Below are 15,964 nucleotides of genomic sequence, written 5' to 3' on the forward strand. Positions count from 1 at the left end.
CATGAAACCCTCGATCCGCCCCTACGACGCCAGCGGCGAGTTCTACATCGCCGAGCAATGCCACGTCATCGAGCTGTCCAACAGCGACGACGACCCCACGCTGTCGATCGCGCGCGTGCGGGTGACGTCGGGCACCACTACGCGCTGGCACCGCCTGACCGCCACCGCCGAGCGCTACGTGATCCTGGAAGGCCAAGGCCGCATGGAAGTCGGCGAGTTGCCGCCGCAGGACGTGGGCCCCGGCGACACCGTGCTGATCCCGCCGGACGGCCGCCAGCGCATCGCCAACCTGGGCCAGGGCGACCTGGTGTTCCTGGCGATCTGCACGCCGCGGTTCCGGCCCGAAGCCTACGAGGATCTGGACCCCGAACCCCTGCCCTGCAGCTTCGAAGACGCCTAACGCGCGGCGGGCAGCGCGTAGCGGCCGCTGTCGGCGAACGCACCGGTCACCGCATCCACCAGCCGCCGCGCATACACGCCCTTCGGGTCCAGGTCGGGATCGTAGATGGTCAGGTCCAGACCCACGGCCTTGGGGCTGGCCAGCAGCGGCGTCAGCATCGCGCGCAGCTGCGCATAGCTCAGGCCGCGCGCGTTGGGCGAGTCCACCGCCGGCATTGCGCGCGCATCCAGCACGTCGGCATCGACGTGGATCCAGTAGCCCTGCGTGGCATCCGCTTCCAAACGCGTGCGCGCGGCCAGGCCGGCGGCGCGCGCGTCGCGGCGCACCGTATCGACGTCGAAGGTGAGGATGCCGGAGGCATCGTAGGTTTCGGTGGCGGCGTAGTCGCTGTCGCCGGGTTCTCGCGACAGGCCCAGCTGCACCACATCGGCCTCGCGCACATAGGGCGACATGCCGCCGATGTCGGTCAGCACGGCCGGACCGTGGCCGGTGGCCAGGCCCAGGTCCACGCCGGCGGCGGTGACGATGCCGCGATAGCGTGCGCGGTCGCGCACGTAGGAGTAGTCGTCGTGCGCATCGACGAAGGCCAGGCCGTAACGGCCGCGGCGCTTCAGCGCCAGGCTCGCGCCCAGCAGCACGCTGCAGTCGCCGCCCAGCACCAGCACGAACTCCCGACCGTGCAGCAGCGGCTGCAGATGCTCGGACAGCGTCTGGCTGTAGGCCGCCAGCGCGGTGCCGTTGCGGAAGCCCACCGCAAGGTCGGGCTGCGGCGAGTACGGCGGCGCCGGCACGGCCCCGCCGTCGCGCGCGCCCAGGCGCGCGAGCAGGCCGGCGGCGCGCAGGGCCGCGGGCGCCTTGCGCGCGCCGGGCTCCACGTCGGGCGCGGGCGGGCGCAGGCCGAGATTGCTGGGTGCGTCTATCGCGACGATCTGCATGGGTTGCTCCGCCTGCACCGGTCTGTGCGCCACCGGCCCGGCGGCAGGGGCGCAAGCCGCCATGCTCAAACCGGCCAGCAGCAGGCCGCTTTCCAGGCAACGCCGGACCCGGGTCGGGCTCATGACCTTAACCGTTGAATTGTGTTTTGACGGTTATAGGCCCGCGGTCTTAACCTGTCAACATCGTTTAGCAGGTTAAGCATGCGGATCGAACGCCACGCCTTCCAAGCGGCCGACCTGGTCGGCGGCAACCTGGCCCTGGACCTGGCCAATACGGTCACGGCGCGCGATAGCCAGCCGCGCGACTGGCTGGACGACTACGACGCCCTGCTGCGCTGGGCGCGCCAGTCCGGCCATTACCCGCGCGCAGACCTGGCCGCGCTGGAAAGCTTGGCGTTGGCGCAGCCGGCCAAGGCCGCCGCCGCGCTGACCCGCGCCAAGACCCTGCGCGAGGCGCTGTGCGAACTGCTCTACGCGCTCGCGCAGGAGCGCACGCCGCCCGCCGCCGCGCTGGCCGTGCTCGACCGCGCGCGCCTGGCTGCGTCCGCCGCCGCCCGCCTCGCCGCGCGTCAGGGCCGCCTGCATGCGGAATGGGCGCCGCAGCGCTCGGGCCTGGACCTGATCGCGCACGTGGTCACCGCGCACGCCATCGACCTGCTCAAGGACGCCCAGCTCGACCGCCTGCGCATCTGCGACGGCCACGACTGCGGCTGGGTGTTCATCGACACCTCCAAGAACGGCCGCCGGCGCTGGTGCGACATGGCCACCTGCGGCAACGTCGCCAAGGCGCGCCGGCACCAGCAGCGCAGCGCGCACTGAGCACCCGCAGCTTCGCGTCTGCATGGCCGTACGCATCGATGCGGTTGTCGCCGCATCCTGCGAATTGCACGGTCGGGTCGCTCCCGCGTGCGCGGCCGATGCTAACGTGCGCGCAACCGCCGGAGCCCGTCATGAGACTCGCCGCCGCTCTACTACTCGCCCTGATGCCGCTGGCGCCGGCCATGGCCGCCGACGACATCGACTTCGTGCGCGGCTGCTGGGCCACGCGCGCCACGCCGGGCGGCCCGGTCGACGGCTTCCTACGCCTGCTGCCCGACCGCGAACGCGGCGACCGCCTGGAGGGCCACGCGGTGGCCGCCTACGGCGATCCGCCGCCGGTGCGGCTGGACCTGAGCTTCGCCCGCGACGGCAGCGCGCTGGGCCTGCGCCGCCCGGCGCCGGGCTACGAGGCCTTGGATGCACGGCTGCCCAGCCGCTACCTGCGCTTGCCGCAGGTGGGCGCGGCGCTGCTGCCGCGCGCAGGCGGCCATGTCGCCGCGTACGCGCAGGAAGACGCGAAGGACTGGATCGTGGTGAAGGCCTACGACGAACGGCTGACCATCCAGCAGATCGACGCCGAAGGCCGCGTCGCCGTTACCTACTTCGACGGCGAGCGGGACGGCTGCGACTGAGCGCCTACAGCACCTGCGCCGCTTGCAGCTCGCGTGCCGCCAGGTCGATCGCCGCGTTCTGGTCCAGATCCTTGGCTCCGACCACGCAACTCACGAACACATAGGCGCGTTTGCCGCGCTGCACGTGGCCGACCAGCCAGCGCACACCGCGCCCTGCGCGGTCGGTGACCGAACCGGTCTTGGCCGACACCACGGCGCCGGCCGGCCAGGGCGCGGCGAAGGCGTGCTCGCCGCGCGCATTGGTCACCTGGCCCTGCGGCTGCACCAGCATGGCCCGCACTTGCGCCATCGCCGGCTTGGACAGCGGCAGGCGATCGGCATACAGGTCCAGCAGGAAACGCTGCTGTTCCAGCGGCGAGATCGTCAGCGCATCGCCCAGCCAGAAATGGGTGAGGTCGCTGCCCGCATCCTGGTTGCCGTAGCCGATCTTGCGCAGGTAGTCGCGCTCGCGCTGCATGCCCAGGCGCTGGGCGATACGCTGGAAGTACCACACCACCGAGTAGCGCATCGCCGTGGCCAGGCTGTGGTCGCGGCGCGCCAGCGGCGCCCAATCGCCCTGGCCGTCGTAGGCCATGACCTCGTCGGGGCCGGACACCGCGCCGGCATCGAGCGCGAACAACGCGTGCGGGATCTTGAAGGTGGACGCAGGCGAGTAGCGCTGTTCGCAGGCCGGATCGGGATCGCGCGATCGCTGGCCTACCCCCACCTCATACAGCAGAAAGCACGACTGCTGCGCCGGCGCAACGGCCGCGCGCGCATACGCCGGCGCCAGCAACACGCACGACACCAGCAACGCCCGCAACATTCCGATCACGCGCCTGTCCCCGTTGCGGCTACTGCGGCGGCGCGGCCAGCTCGCGCGCATCCAGGCTGCCATCGTGGTTGCGATCCTGCTTGCGGAAACGGTCGGCCAGCTGCGCGCGGTGCTGCTCGCGCGTCAATGCGACCTGGCCGCGGCGCGGCCCGCCCGGCATTTCGTCCGGCGACAGCGTGCCGTCGCGGTTCTTGTCCATGGCGTCGAAGCCGTAGCTCAGCCAGTCCTGATATTCGACCAGGGACACGCGGCCGTCGCCGTCGCTGTCCATGCGCGAGAGGTAGTCGCCGGTGGACTGCACCTGCGCCGGTAACGGCGCGGCCAGCAGCAGTAGGAACAGGGGCGTAAGGCGCATGCGTGCACGGCGGCGGGACTTGTCGCGCAGCCTGACGCGCCAAGGCCGCGCAGGCAAGCGGGCCGCGGCGCGCGCTACGCGGCGGTTCAGCGCGCGGCGCCCGAATAGGTGCGCGGCCGGCTTAGGGGGCCGGCCGCGCGAGGGCGACAACAGGGGAATCGCCCTGGGGGGAGCGGTTACGGCAGCTGGCAGCAACCCACGCGCTGCCCGCCGTACTTGCAGCCTGGCTTGATCGGGCAGCCCGTGTCCGGATGCGTGCCGAAGGCCTGCGCGGCGCCGAATCCCAGGGTGCCGACGATCGCGATCGCGAATGCGACCGCCTTCAGACGCTTGCCGATGTGCTTCATCGTTCTCTCCATTGCGATGATCCAACCGCTACATGCTGTGGCATGGCATGCCGTTCCGTGGCGCGCAACGCGGTCAGGATGGTGGGCACCTGCTCCTTGGTATCGATCAGCCCGGCGTGCGAGTAGACGACCCGGCCGTCGCGATCGACGACCACCAGCAGCGGCACGCGCCTCAAATGGAACAAGGCGCGGATCCGCGGCGTCGACAACGCCACCGGAAACGCGAATCCGCGCGCGCGCAGGTAGCCGTCCAAGCCGGCCTGCTCCTGCCGCGCCACCCCCACCAGTTGCGCGCCGCCGGCCGCGCGCTGCAGCGCGCCGCTGAGCTCCAGGATGGCGGGCACCGAGGCCTCGCACACCGGGCAGGTGGGGTCGAAGAAATACAGCACCTGGCGCTCGCCGCCGGTGCGGCCCAGGGTCAGTCGGCCGCCGCCCAACACCTCGGCCTGCGCGCTGGGCAGCCAACCGCCCACCGGCGGACGCACGGTGTCCTCGATCAGCGCGGCATAGTCGTATCGCAGTTGCCGGTTCTGTACGCCGAGCACGGCGATCAGGGCGCAGGCCAGCGCCAACGCGGCATAGGCAACGCTCTCCCTGCGCATCCGGGCAACCTCCTTGTGACCCGCAATCCCGACCGGCTATCGCGCGGCGGGCGTCCATACGGCGAACCTAACACCGCCATGGCGCGACGGCGTCAAGGCCGATGCCAAGCCGCGACGGCGGACACAAAAAAGCCCGCGTATCGCTACGCGGGCTTTCGATGCGCGCACCTTTGGGGTGCGCGCGACAGAGCTCAGGCGCGCGCGGGCGCCAGCGCGTAGCCCTTCAGGCGTGCGGAGAAGGCCTGCAGCGCGTGGATGCCGCTGGCCTCGGCCTCGGCGCACCAGGCATGCAGGCGCTGCAAGGTGGCCTGGGCGTCGTGCGAACGGTCGTCCAGCACCTGCGCCAGGCGCTGGCGGAAGTCGGCCAGCGTGGCCATGCGCGGGCGCTCGGCCACCCAGCTGTGCAGGCGCTCGCGCGCGTCGCCGTCCAGCCAGCGGCCGCCGTCGGCCAGGCCCTTGCGCAGCTTGCGCGGCAGCGCGCGCATGCGGTCGCCCGCGCTGGACGCTTCTTCGCGCAGCGCCGGCAGGGTGACGTTGCGGTAGTAATCGGTCATGGCCTGGAAGCGGATCGCCAGCAGCGCTTTCAGCGTCTCGGCATCGGGAATGGCGATGTTCGGGCGCACGTCCAGCGCCGGCGCCACGCGCAGCACCTTGGCCAGGCGCAGCTTCTCCAGCACGCGGATCGCGGCCCAGCCGATGTCGAACTCCCACTTGCGCAGGGCGAACTTGGCCGAGCTCGGGAACGCGTGGTGGTTGTTGTGCAGTTCTTCGCCGCCGATCCAGAAACCCCACGGGGTCAGGTTGGTGGCGGTGTCGGTGGTTTCGAAATTGCGGTAGCCCCACCAGTGGCCCAGGCCGTTGACCACGCCGGCGGCCCAGAACGGAATCCACAGCATCTGCAGCGCCCACACCGCCACGCCGGCGAAGCCGAACAGGGCGAAGCTGATGAACAGCAGCAAGGTCGGGCCCATGGTCGCGTGCGGCGTGTAGAGCTTGCGTTCGATCCAGTCGTCCGGGCAGCCCTTGCCGTACTTCTCGATGTCCTCGCGCTGGGTGCGCGCTTCGCGGTACAGCTCCACGCCGCGCCACATCACCGTGTCGATGCCCTTGAACTGCGGGCTGTGCGGATCTTCCTCGGTCTCGCACTTGGCGTGGTGCTTGCGATGGATCGCCGCCCACTCCTTGGTGATCATCGAGGTGCTGAGCCAGGTCCAGAACCGGAAGACATGCGCCAGCGCCGGGTGGAAGTCCACCGAACGGTGCGCCATCGAACGGTGCAGGTACAAGGTGACCGACATGATCGTCAGCTGGGTGACCACCAGGAAGTAGATCACCATGGTGCCGAAGCTGGCCTGCAGCAAACCGCCGGCGATGAAGTCGAGCAATGAAGCGGGCATGGAACGGAACTCCGAACGCGCGGGGCGTAGGTAGCGGGCGACCGGCCGGGGCCGGGAGGGGGACGGATCGGGCGCAGTCCCGCGCGGGATGATGACACCCTGGCCGCACCGTTCGCGCCGGTATGGCCGGGTTCTGTGATGGGGATCGTTCCGTCGCCGCGCAAGGCGGGACGCGGCGCGCGGCTGAACGGCGCCGTCGTTAAGCGTTGTGACGAACGCGGCCGCCCCCACCATGGCGGCAGGCCACCCTAAGGTACCCTGCGCGCATGCCCGAGCTGCCCGAAGTCGAAACCACCCGCCGCGGCCTGGCCCCGCACCTGGAAGGGCGCAGCGTGGTCGCCGCGATCCTGCGCCGCCCCGATCTGCGCTGGCCCATCCCCGACGCCATCGCCAGCGAGCTGCCCGGCCAGCGCATCGACGGCGTGCGCCGCCGCGCCAAATACCTGCTGCTGGACACCACCGCCGGCAGCGCCGTGCTGCACCTGGGCATGTCCGGCAGCCTGCGCGTGCTGCCGGCCGACACGCCGGTGCGCGACCACGACCACGTCGACCTGCTGCTGGATTCGGACCGGGTGCTGCGCTTCAACGACCCGCGCCGCTTCGGCTGCCTGCTGTGGCAGCCGCCCGGCCAGACCCACGAACTGCTGCGCGACCTGGGCCCGGAGCCGCTGTCCGACGACTTCGACGGCGACTATCTGTTCAATCTAAGCCGCGGCCGCAAGGCGCCGGTCAAGACCTTCCTGATGGACCAGAAAGTGGTGGTGGGCGTGGGCAACATCTACGCCGCCGAGGCCCTGTTCGCCGCCGGCGTGTCGCCGCTGCGCGCGTCCGGCAAGGTCTCGCGCGAGCGCTACGCCGAGCTGGCCGGCGCGATCAAGGCGATCCTGGGCTATGCGATCCAGCGCGGCGGCACCACCCTGCGCGACTTCATCAGCCCCGACGGCGCGCCGGGCTATTTCGAGCAGGAACTGTCGGCCTACGGCCGTGGTGGCGAGCCCTGCCCGCGCTGCGGCCGGCCGTTGAAGCAGGCCGCCATCGGCCAGCGCACCACGGTCTGGTGCGGGCACTGCCAGCGCTGAAGATCGCGCCGGCGTAACCGTTTGCACGAGTTCGCATCAGCAATTTTGATGCCAACGCATGGATGCGCCAGGCCAAGATGAACACGTTATAGTCGGGCCTTAGCTCGGGGATCACGATGGCCGAAAGCGCTGACATCACGCTGTTGTTGGACGCCGCCCGCGAGGGCGACCGCGGCGCGCTGGACCGCGTGCTGGCCACCCTGTACCAGGAGCTGCACACCATGGCCCGGCGCCAGCTGGCCGGCCAGCACGGCCAGACCCTGGACGCCACCGCCCTGGTCCACGAGGCCTACCTGAAGCTGGTCGGACGGCGCGAGGCGCAGTTCGACGACCGCGCCCACTTCTTCGCCTACGCCGCCTCGGCCATGCGCTCGGTGGTGGTGGACTACGCCCGCCAGCGCCTGGCGCAGAAGCGCGGCGGCGACCTGCACCGGGTCACCGAACTGCCCGACGACGTCGAAGGCGGCCTGCGCCTGGACGAGGAAACCCTGGGCCTGGACACCGCCCTGACCAAGCTGGCCGCGGTCGACCAGCGCCTGGCCCAGGTGGTGGAGCTGCGCTACTTCGCCGGCCTGTCGGAACTGGAGATCGCCGCCCTGCTGCAGCGCTCCGAACGCAGCATCCGCCGCGACTGGCAGAAAGCCCGCCTGTTCCTGCTGGCATCGCTCAAAGACGACTGAGCCGCCGCCCCCATGGACGCCGAGCGTTGGCAACGGCTGTCCCCTCTGCTCGATGCGCTGTTCGAGCTGGACCCGCCCGCGCGGGCGCTGCGCCTGCGCGAACTGCGCGACGAAGACCCGGCCCTGGCCGAAGAACTGCAGACCCTGATCGCGCTGGAGGAAGGCCATGAGGACTTCCTGGCCGAACCGCTGGTGGCCGCCTTGTCCGGCGCGCGTCCGGGCAGCAACGTCGGTCCTTACCGCCTGGAAAGCCTGCTCGGCGAAGGCGGCATGGGCCAGGTCTGGCTGGCTTCGCGCGCCGACGGCCTGTACCAGCGCCGCGTCGCGCTGAAACTGCTGCGCCCCGGCCTGGCCGACACCAACCTGCGCATCCGCTTCACCCGCGAACGCCAGATTCTGGCGCGCCTGGCCCACCCGCACATCGCCCGCCTGCTCGACGCCGGCATCAGCACCGACGGCCTGCCCTACCTGGCGCTGGAGTACGTCGAAGGCGAGCCGATCACCGACTACTGCCGCAACCACGCCACCGCGCTGGACAAGCGCCTCCGCATGTTCCAGCAGATCTGCGACGCGGTCAGCCACGCCCACGCCAACCTCATCGTCCACCGCGACCTCAAGCCGTCCAACATCCTGGTCACGCCCGGCGGCGACGTGCGCCTGCTCGACTTCGGCATCGCCAAACTGCTCGACACCGACGTGCCGATCCCCGAGCAGACCCGCACCGGCGTGCGCGCCTTCACCCTGCACTACGCCGCGCCCGAACAGGTGCGCGGCGAGCCGGTCACCACCATGACCGACGTGTACTCGCTGGGCGTGGTGCTGTACGAACTGCTCACCGAGACCAAGCCCTACCGGCTCAAGCGCCAGACCGACGCCGAATGGGAAGAGGCCATCCTCGCCGCCGATCCGCTGCGGCCCTCGCAGGCGGTGCTGCGCAACGCCGAGACCACCGGCGGCGAAGGCGGCGATGCCGATGCCGCCGCGCTGCGCCGGCACGCGCGCCAGCTCACCGGCGATCTCGACAACATCGTGCTCAAGACGCTGTCCAAGCGCCCCGAGCAACGCTACCCCTCGGTGGAAGCCCTCGCGCTGGACCTGCAGCGCTTCGAAGCCGGCCGCCCGGTGCAGGCGCGCGCGCAGAGCCTGAGTTACCGCTTCAACAAATACGTGCAGCGCCATCGCTGGGCCCTGGCCACGGCGACGCTGGTGACTTTGGTGCTGGGCGCGGCCCTGGCCATCGTCGCCTGGCAGGCGCGCCAGGCCGTGCAGGAAGCCAGCCGCGCCCAGGCCATGCAGGACTTCATGGTCGGCCTGTTCGAGAACGCGCGCGGCACGCCCGAAGGCGAAGCGCTGGACCTGCGCGGCCTGCTCGACGCCTCGGTCGCGCGCGGCAACCGCGAACTCGCGCGCCAGCCGCGTGCGCGCGCCGAACTGCTGGGCGTGGTCGCGCGTTTGCGCACAGGCCTGGGCGACTACCAGGAAGCGCGTGTGCTGCTGGAACGCCAGGCCGCGATCATCGAACTCACCGACGACATTCCCAGCAGCCTGCGCCTGGAATCGCTGACCCAGCGCGGCCAGGTGTTGCGTCTGCTCGGCGAATCGCGCGCCTGCATCGAACTCATGCAGCCCTGGCTGGACCGCGCCCGCCGCGAACAGGCGCAACTGCCCACCCAAGCCGCCGAGTTCTATTCGCAGCTGGGCCGCTGCCGCCGCGCCAACGGCGAGCGCCAGAGCGCGCGCCAGCTGTTCGAACGCTCGCTGCTGCTGCGCCGCGAAATCCTCGACGACGACGTGGGCGAAGTCGAAAACCTCATGGACATGGCCGGCCTGCAGGCCGACGTGGGCGAAAGCCGCGCCGCCCTGGCCGGCTTCGAACGCGCACGCGCGCAACTGCGCCAGAGCGGCGGCGAGAAACATCCGTTGCTGGTGGAAATCGGCTGGAACATCGCCGCGCGCCAGCGCGACCTGGGCCAGACCGACGCCTCCGAACGCGAAGCGCGCGACGCCCTGGCCATCGCCCAGGAAGTCAACGGCGCCCAGCACCCCGCCACCCTGGCCGCGCGCCGCCAGCTCGCCGCCATCCACGTCGACCAGGGCCGCTTCGCCCTGGCCGAAGGCGAGTTCGCCGAAATCCGCGACCTGCTCAGCTCGCGCCTGGGCGCCGACCACGCCGACCTCAGCGCCACCTACAACAGCCTGGGCGTGATCGCCTGGGAGCGCGGCGACCTGGACGCCGCCGTCGTCTCGCTACGCCGCGCCATAGAAATCGCACGCAAGCAGGGCGACACCGGCCGCCTCTCCGGCACTCTGTTCAACCTGGCCATGGTGCTGCACGAACAGACCCGCGACCGCGAAGCCCTGGCCCTGCTGCAGGAATCGCGACACCTGCGCGACGCCCGCTACGGCGTGGACCACCCGCTGCTCGGCGACACCGATCGCATGGAAGGCGAAGTCCGCATCGCCCTGGGCGAACGCGAACGCGGCATGACCCTGCTCGCCGACGCCGTACGCCAAACCCGCGCCGGCTACGGCACCACCCATCCGCATACGCGCCGCGCCGAACTCAGCCAGGCCTACCAGCAAGCCCAACTCGGCGACACCGACGCCCTCAACCGCCTGGACACCCTGTCCTCGTTGCCCAACGCCGACATCGAACTGCGCAAGATCGGCTGGCTCGCCCAGGCGTACGCCGCCCGCATCCGCTGCGCCCGGACCGGCGCCGATGCCGTCGCGGCCCGCGAACGGTTGGACGTGCTGCATCGCACGCTGCATGCGCAGCGGCCGGATGGGAGTGCGATTGGGAGGGAGATTGATGGGATTAGGCGGGGGTGTGGCTAAGCCGGCGTGTGCCGCGATGCCGCCCGTTTATGCTTCGACGACTTCTACGCGTGTTCCAAAAAAGTCGTAAAGCACCCTTTCCACATGCGTTACCAAGGTCGCTCGTTGCGACCGCGTACCTCGGTGAACGACAACGAACAGAGCGTCGTCTTCGAGCGTTAAGCCGATATCCTCAGGCCATCCTTCGCCCACATCCATGCCCCACCTCAAGCCAGCGCTTCTAGACTGGCTGGGCTCCGCAAGCTCGCATATGCCTTCTTCGACCAGCGATTCAATCACCAACGCGAAGACGTCTTGCGCAAGCTTAGGATGACTCGCTCGATACTCGTGTCCCAAGCGATGCTCCTTGCGCAAGACGGGCTGGCTTGCATCGATCCCGATCGACGTCGCCGATCGCGTCGTTAGCGGCTTATAAAGGCAACGACGCCTGCAACGGCTCGATCGTCCCCTCCCCCCGCATCACCCGCTTGAACTCCGCGCGCGAGACCGAGATGTAGCGGTCGTTGCCGCCGATCTCGACCTGCGGGCCGTCGTGCACGGCGCGGCCGCGTTCGTCCACGCGCACGGTCATGGTGGCCTTCTTGCCGCTGTGGCAGATGGTCTTGATCTCGGTGAGCTCGTCGGCCCAGGCCAGCAGGTACTGGCTGCCTTCGAACAGTTCGCCGCGGAAGTCGGTGCGCAGGCCGTAGCACAGCACCGGGATGCGCAGGGCGTCGACGATTTCGCTGAGCTGCCAGACCTGGGCGCGTGTGAGGAATTGGGCTTCGTCGACCAGCACGCAGTTGAGCGCGCCGTGGGCGGCGATGTCGGCATGGATCAGTGCTTCCAGGTCCTGGTCGCGGTCGAAGGCCATGCCGTCGGCGCGCAGGCCGATGCGCGAGGCGACGGTGCCGGTGCCGGCGCGGTCGTCCAGGCGCGGGGTGAGGATGGCCACGCGCATGCCGCGCTCGCGGTAGTTATGCGCGGACTGCAGCAGGGTGGTGGTCTTACCGGCGTTCATCGCCGAGTAGTAGAAATAGAGCTTGGCCATGGGCCTAGTGTAGGCGCGGCCGGGCCCGGTGCCGAGATTGCGCGGCAGGCCGCGGCGTGCTGTGCCGCGGCCTGCGTAGGGCGGATGAATGCGCCGGGCTCAGTCCGCTTCGGACGGGGCCGGCGTCTTGCCTTCGACCTTATCGACATCGCCTACCTCGACCTGGCCGGTCAGGGTGCGCAGCAGCAGGCCCTGGTCCTTCCAGTAGGCGTCCGGGCGGGTGCGGTGGGCGCCGTAGAACTCGCCGGTCTGCACCCCCTTCATGGCCTGGGTCGACACGGCGCTACCGCCGCCGCCGGCCCAGATGTCGGGCCTGCCCAGGCCGATGTCCAGGCGCGCGGTCTGCGCGCCCACACGGCTGCCGGTCTGGCTGCGGGCGAAATGGCGGATGTGCGAATTGATTCGCGGCAAAGCGGCCTTGTCGCCGTAACGCGTGGCGTAGTCCTCACCGCGCTCGGCCACCTGTAGCTGCTGCTCGGCGCTCAGCGAGGCCCAGATCTTTTCGCGGATTTCCAGCAGGTCGGCGTTGTCGCCACGCTCGGCGGCCAGGTCGGCCCACAAATAGGCCTCGACGCGGTCGGGCGCGGCTCCTTCGCCGTACCAGTACATCATGCTCAAGAAGTGCTGCGAGTACTTGTCGGCGTAGCGCGCGGCGCGGCGGAACTGGACGATGGCTTCGTCGTAGCGGCCGTTGTCGTAGGCCCACACTCCGTGCCAGCGGTGCAGCTCATTCGGGTGGCCGGCCGACTGCAACACCGCGGCATGATAGGTGTCGAAGTTGAGCGCGCGCTCGCGCTGCTCGGTGGCCGGCGCGGCCAGGGCCGTCAACGGCAGCAGGATGGCCAGCAGCAGGGGCAGGCAAGGCAAGGGTCGGTCCATGGCGGCGCTCCGGCGGCGGGCGCCGGATGCGCCCCTGCGTGCCGTTTAGCACCGGGGCAGGGGGCGGGCAATGGCGATTTTAGGCTTTTGGCCGGTTGGCCGACCTGCGGTGGTCAGCGGAGAGGCTGCGGCCGCGCGCCTTGTCGCGCAAGACGAAACGCCCCGGCTGCCGGCCCTGCCCCCCACCCGCGACCGGGAGAGGGGCTTTGGAGCCTGTCCGCTTACGGCGTGGGCTTGGGCGCCGGCTCGTCGGGCACCTCAGGCTCGGGAGCGTCGATGTTGGGCGCGGCCGACCGGATGCGGGTGCCGACCTCCTCGACCTTTTCGACATCGCCGATATCGACGGTACCCACGCGCGGCTTCATCCAGATCTGATCGTGCCACTGCGCGTACTGTTCCGGATCCCAGTAACGCTCGTCGTAGAACTTGGACCCGGAAATGACCTGCTGGCTGCCGCCAGGGCCCGGCACGATGATCTGCATGTTGCCGGTGAAACCGGTACGGCTGCCGGTGGTCTGACGCCGGCCGCGCCGCAGCTCGCGATTCAAACGCTCGCGCGCCGCCGCATCGCCATTGACCGCGTAGAGGGCCGGCCCCTCGGCCAGCGCACGGGCGCGCTCATCCTCGGACATTTCACGCCAGTACTTCTCACGTAGCAACAGGAAACCGCGGTAGCCGCGTTCGGCGGCCAAGTCCATCCAGACGTAAGCCAGAGCCCGGTCCTTGGGGGCACCTTCGCCATTCCACAGCATCTCACCGACCATGCCCTGCGACGCCTTGTCGGAGTAGTAGCCCGCGCGGACGAAGAACTTCATCGCCTTTTCGAGCTTCTTGTCCTTGTACGCCTCGATGCCGAGCAGGCGATAGCGCAGATCCGGGTGGTGGGTCAGGAAACCGCCGCTGAGGATCAGCGGGTCTTCCGTGGGATCCGGCGGCGGCGCAGCCCGCTTTTCGGCCGCAATGGCCCCTATCGACAGCGGCAACAAGGCCAACAGCAGGATCGTCATACGCATTACGGCAGTTCCTTCTTACGGTTCTGGAGTTCCAGGGAGCCAGAGTAGCCGGTCCGGGCCACCCGAGCGGGTAAACTGATGGGCTATAGCTAGGTAGTCGGCCCCACCGGCCGAAACATGACAACGATGCACGGCCTCAATCCCCCCCAGCGCGCCGCCGTCCTCGCCACCGAGGGCCCCCTGCTCGTGCTTGCCGGCGCAGGCAGCGGCAAGACGCGCGTGATCGTCGAGAAGATCGCCCACCTGATCGGCTCCGGCCGCATGCCGGCCAAGCGCATCGCCGCCATCACCTTCACCAACAAATCGGCGAAGGAAATGAAGGAGCGCGTGGCCAAGCGCATCAAGGGCGACGCGACCGAAGGCCTGACCATCTGCACCTTCCATGCGCTGGGCCTGCGCTTTCTGCAGATCGAGCACGCCAAGGCCGGCCTGCGCCGCGGTTTCAGCGTGTTCGACAGCGACGACAGCGCCGCGCAGGTCAAGGACCTGTTGCCGCCGGGCAGCAAGCCCGACGTGCTCGACAACATGCGCGGGCTGATCTCGCGCGCCAAGAACGCGGGCCTGTCGCCGGAGGAAGCGCTGGCAGCCGCGGGCAGCCCGCGCGAGATGGAAGCCGCGCTGCTGTACCAGCGCTACCAGCAGCGCCTGACCACGTTCAACGCGGTCGACTTCGACGACCTGATCCGCCTGCCGGTGCAGATGCTGGAAAGCGACGAAGACCTGCGCCTGGGCTGGCGCGAGCGCATCGGCTATTTGCTGGTGGACGAATGCCAGGACACCAATGACGCCCAGTACCGCCTGCTCAAGGCCCTGGCCGGTCCGCGCGGGCTGTTCACCTGCGTGGGCGACGACGACCAGTCGATCTATGCCTGGCGCGGCGCCAACCCGGACAACCTGCTGCAGCTGGGGCAGGACTATCCGGCGCTGCAGATCGTCAAGCTCGAACAGAACTACCGCTGCAGCAACCGCGTGCTGCGCGCGGCCAACACCCTGATCGCCAACAACCCGCACGAGCACCCCAAGACGCTGTGGAGCGACCAGCCCGACGGCGAGCGCATCCGCGTATGGGAATGCCGCGACAGCGCGCACGAGGCCGAGAAGGTCGCCAGCGAAATCCACTTTCTGGCGCAGAAGCACGAGGCGCCGTGGAGCGATTTCTGCATCCTGTTCCGCGGCAATCATCAAAGCCGCGCGCTGGAAAAGGCGCTGCAGCTGCTGCGCGTGCCCTATCACCTCACCGGCGGCACCGCGTTCCTGGAGCGCGGCGAGGTCAAGGACGCGCTGTCCTGGCTGCGCCTGATCGCCAACCCCGACGACGACGCCGCATTCCTGCGCGCGGTCGGCTCGCCCAAGCGCGAGGTCGGCGCGACCACGCTGGCCAAGCTGGCGGAACTGGCGCAGCAGGCGCATATGCCGATGTCGCGCGCGGCCGAGTCCATGCACGCGCTGAAACAGCTGACCCCGCGCGCGGCCAACGCGCTGGACGGTTTCACCCAGATCGTGCGCGGCCTGCGCGGCGAGGCGCAGCGCGTGTCGCCGGCCGAGCTGGTGCGCACCCTGGCCGAGCGCAGCGGGCTGCTCGCCGCGATCCGCGCCCAATGCAAGGACGAGGCCAGTTTCCAGCGCCGCAAAGCCAACCTGGAAGAGCTCTCGGACTGGTTCGACGCGGGCAAGGGCGCCGGCCCCGGCGAGTTGGCCGCGCAGCTGGCGCTGCTGTCGCACGCCGACAAGGGCGAGGCCGGCAATCAGGTGCGGCTGATGAGCCTGCATGCGGCCAAGGGCCTGGAATTCCGCTTCGTGTTCATCGTCGGCGTGGAGGAGGGCAACCTGCCGCACGAGGCCAGCATCGAGGAAGGCCGCCTGGACGAGGAGCGGCGCCTGATGTACGTGGGCATCACCCGCGCCAAGCAGGCCCTGTACCTGTCGCATTCGCGCGAGACCCAGCGCTGGGGCGACCGCATCCGCCTGCTGCCTAGCCGCTTCATCGAGGAACTGCCGGCCGGCGAGCTGCAGCGCGACGGCGCCGACCCGGTGGCCGACGCCGCCCGCAAGCAGGAACGCGCCAGCGCCGGCTTCGCGGCGATCAAGGCGCTGCTGGAAGGCGGATAATCCCCCCTGCCCCGTCCCCCTCCGCAAGGATGCGA

The 15,964-nt window shown here is 69.9% G+C and carries 16 protein-coding genes; 7 read left to right on the plus strand and 9 right to left on the minus strand.

What is annotated here, in order from left to right:
* The first annotated feature begins 1 nt into the window (after position 1).
* Entirely contained in the window at positions 2-400 is a 399-nt protein-coding gene (locus DX914_RS15630) for a cupin domain-containing protein (RefSeq protein ID WP_115860450.1), read from the plus strand.
* Here DX914_RS15630 and DX914_RS15635 read toward each other — a convergent pair.
* Entirely contained in the window at positions 397-1,458 is a 1,062-nt protein-coding gene (locus tag DX914_RS15635) for an arginase family protein (RefSeq protein WP_196778939.1), read from the minus strand. The two genes, DX914_RS15630 and DX914_RS15635, sit on opposite strands and share 4 nt — an antisense overlap.
* 78 nt (positions 1,459-1,536) lie before the next feature.
* Here DX914_RS15635 and DX914_RS15640 point away from each other — a divergent pair, with 78 nt between their 5' ends.
* Entirely contained in the window at positions 1,537-2,154 is a 618-nt protein-coding gene (locus DX914_RS15640) for a CGNR zinc finger domain-containing protein (protein WP_115860452.1), read from the plus strand.
* A 131-nt stretch (positions 2,155-2,285) separates the two neighbouring features.
* Positions 2,286-2,786, plus strand: coding sequence for a hypothetical protein (locus DX914_RS15645; RefSeq protein ID WP_147300698.1), 501 nt, complete (start codon positions 2,286-2,288; stop codon positions 2,784-2,786).
* A 4-nt stretch (positions 2,787-2,790) separates the two neighbouring features.
* Here the strand turns inward: DX914_RS15645 and DX914_RS15650 are convergent, their stop codons facing one another.
* The 5 genes from DX914_RS15650 to DX914_RS15665 all read right to left on the minus strand — a co-directional run bounded on the left by DX914_RS15650 (position 2,791) and on the right by DX914_RS15665 (position 6,301).
* Positions 2,791-3,591: a penicillin-binding transpeptidase domain-containing protein gene (locus tag DX914_RS15650; protein WP_147300699.1), complete on the minus strand. Its 801-nt coding sequence runs from the start codon at positions 3,589-3,591 to the stop codon at positions 2,791-2,793.
* 28 nt (positions 3,592-3,619) lie between these two features.
* Positions 3,620-3,955 (minus strand): EF-hand domain-containing protein, encoded by a 336-nt coding sequence (locus tag DX914_RS15655; RefSeq protein ID WP_115860459.1) that lies wholly within the window; start codon positions 3,953-3,955, stop codon positions 3,620-3,622.
* Between the two features lie 176 nt (positions 3,956-4,131).
* Positions 4,132-4,302, minus strand: coding sequence for a hypothetical protein (locus tag DX914_RS20280; RefSeq protein ID WP_158549352.1), 171 nt, complete (start codon positions 4,300-4,302; stop codon positions 4,132-4,134).
* Positions 4,299-4,904, minus strand: coding sequence for a redoxin family protein (locus tag DX914_RS15660; RefSeq protein ID WP_115860461.1), 606 nt, complete (start codon positions 4,902-4,904; stop codon positions 4,299-4,301). The genes DX914_RS20280 and DX914_RS15660 overlap by 4 nt, the downstream gene beginning before the upstream one ends.
* Positions 4,905-5,095: 191 nt before the next feature.
* On the minus strand, positions 5,096-6,301 hold the full coding sequence (locus DX914_RS15665; protein ID WP_115860463.1) for a DesA family fatty acid desaturase: 1,206 nt from the start codon (positions 6,299-6,301) through the stop codon (positions 5,096-5,098).
* A 266-nt stretch (positions 6,302-6,567) separates the two neighbouring features.
* Between DX914_RS15665 and mutM the strand changes: the two genes are divergently transcribed.
* From mutM to DX914_RS15680, 3 genes are all read left to right on the plus strand, one after another.
* Positions 6,568-7,380 carry a bifunctional DNA-formamidopyrimidine glycosylase/DNA-(apurinic or apyrimidinic site) lyase gene (gene mutM / locus DX914_RS15670; RefSeq protein ID WP_115860465.1) on the plus strand — a complete coding sequence of 271 codons (813 nt, stop codon included), beginning with the start codon at positions 6,568-6,570 and terminating at the stop codon, positions 7,378-7,380.
* A gap of 116 nt (positions 7,381-7,496) precedes the next feature.
* Positions 7,497-8,060 carry an ECF-type sigma factor gene (locus DX914_RS15675; RefSeq protein ID WP_115860467.1) on the plus strand — a complete coding sequence of 188 codons (564 nt, stop codon included), beginning with the start codon at positions 7,497-7,499 and terminating at the stop codon, positions 8,058-8,060.
* Between the two features lie 12 nt (positions 8,061-8,072).
* A complete protein-coding gene (locus DX914_RS15680) occupies positions 8,073-10,898 on the plus strand; it encodes a serine/threonine-protein kinase (RefSeq protein ID WP_115860469.1) in 2,826 nt (941 codons plus the stop codon).
* 409 nt (positions 10,899-11,307) lie between these two features.
* Here DX914_RS15680 and DX914_RS15685 read toward each other — a convergent pair whose 3' ends face one another.
* The 3 genes from DX914_RS15685 to DX914_RS15695 all read right to left on the minus strand — a co-directional run bounded on the left by DX914_RS15685 (position 11,308) and on the right by DX914_RS15695 (position 13,814).
* Entirely contained in the window at positions 11,308-11,928 is a 621-nt protein-coding gene (locus tag DX914_RS15685) for a thymidine kinase (RefSeq protein ID WP_115860472.1), read from the minus strand.
* Positions 11,929-12,027: 99 nt separating this feature from the next.
* Positions 12,028-12,807 (minus strand): SEL1-like repeat protein, encoded by a 780-nt coding sequence (locus tag DX914_RS15690; RefSeq protein ID WP_115860475.1) that lies wholly within the window; start codon positions 12,805-12,807, stop codon positions 12,028-12,030.
* Positions 12,808-13,028: 221 nt separating this feature from the next.
* On the minus strand, positions 13,029-13,814 hold the full coding sequence (locus DX914_RS15695) for an SEL1-like repeat protein (protein WP_115860477.1): 786 nt from the start codon (positions 13,812-13,814) through the stop codon (positions 13,029-13,031).
* A gap of 132 nt (positions 13,815-13,946) precedes the next feature.
* Here DX914_RS15695 and DX914_RS15700 point away from each other — a divergent pair, with 132 nt between their 5' ends.
* The gene (locus DX914_RS15700) at positions 13,947-15,929 is read left to right on the plus strand and encodes a UvrD-helicase domain-containing protein (RefSeq protein WP_115860479.1); all 1,983 of its coding nucleotides are present in this window, start codon (positions 13,947-13,949) and stop codon (positions 15,927-15,929) included.
* Positions 15,930-15,964: the final 35 nt, after the last annotated feature.

Source organism: Lysobacter silvisoli (assembly GCF_003382365.1).
GTDB lineage: Bacteria > Pseudomonadota > Gammaproteobacteria > Xanthomonadales > Xanthomonadaceae > Lysobacter > Lysobacter silvisoli.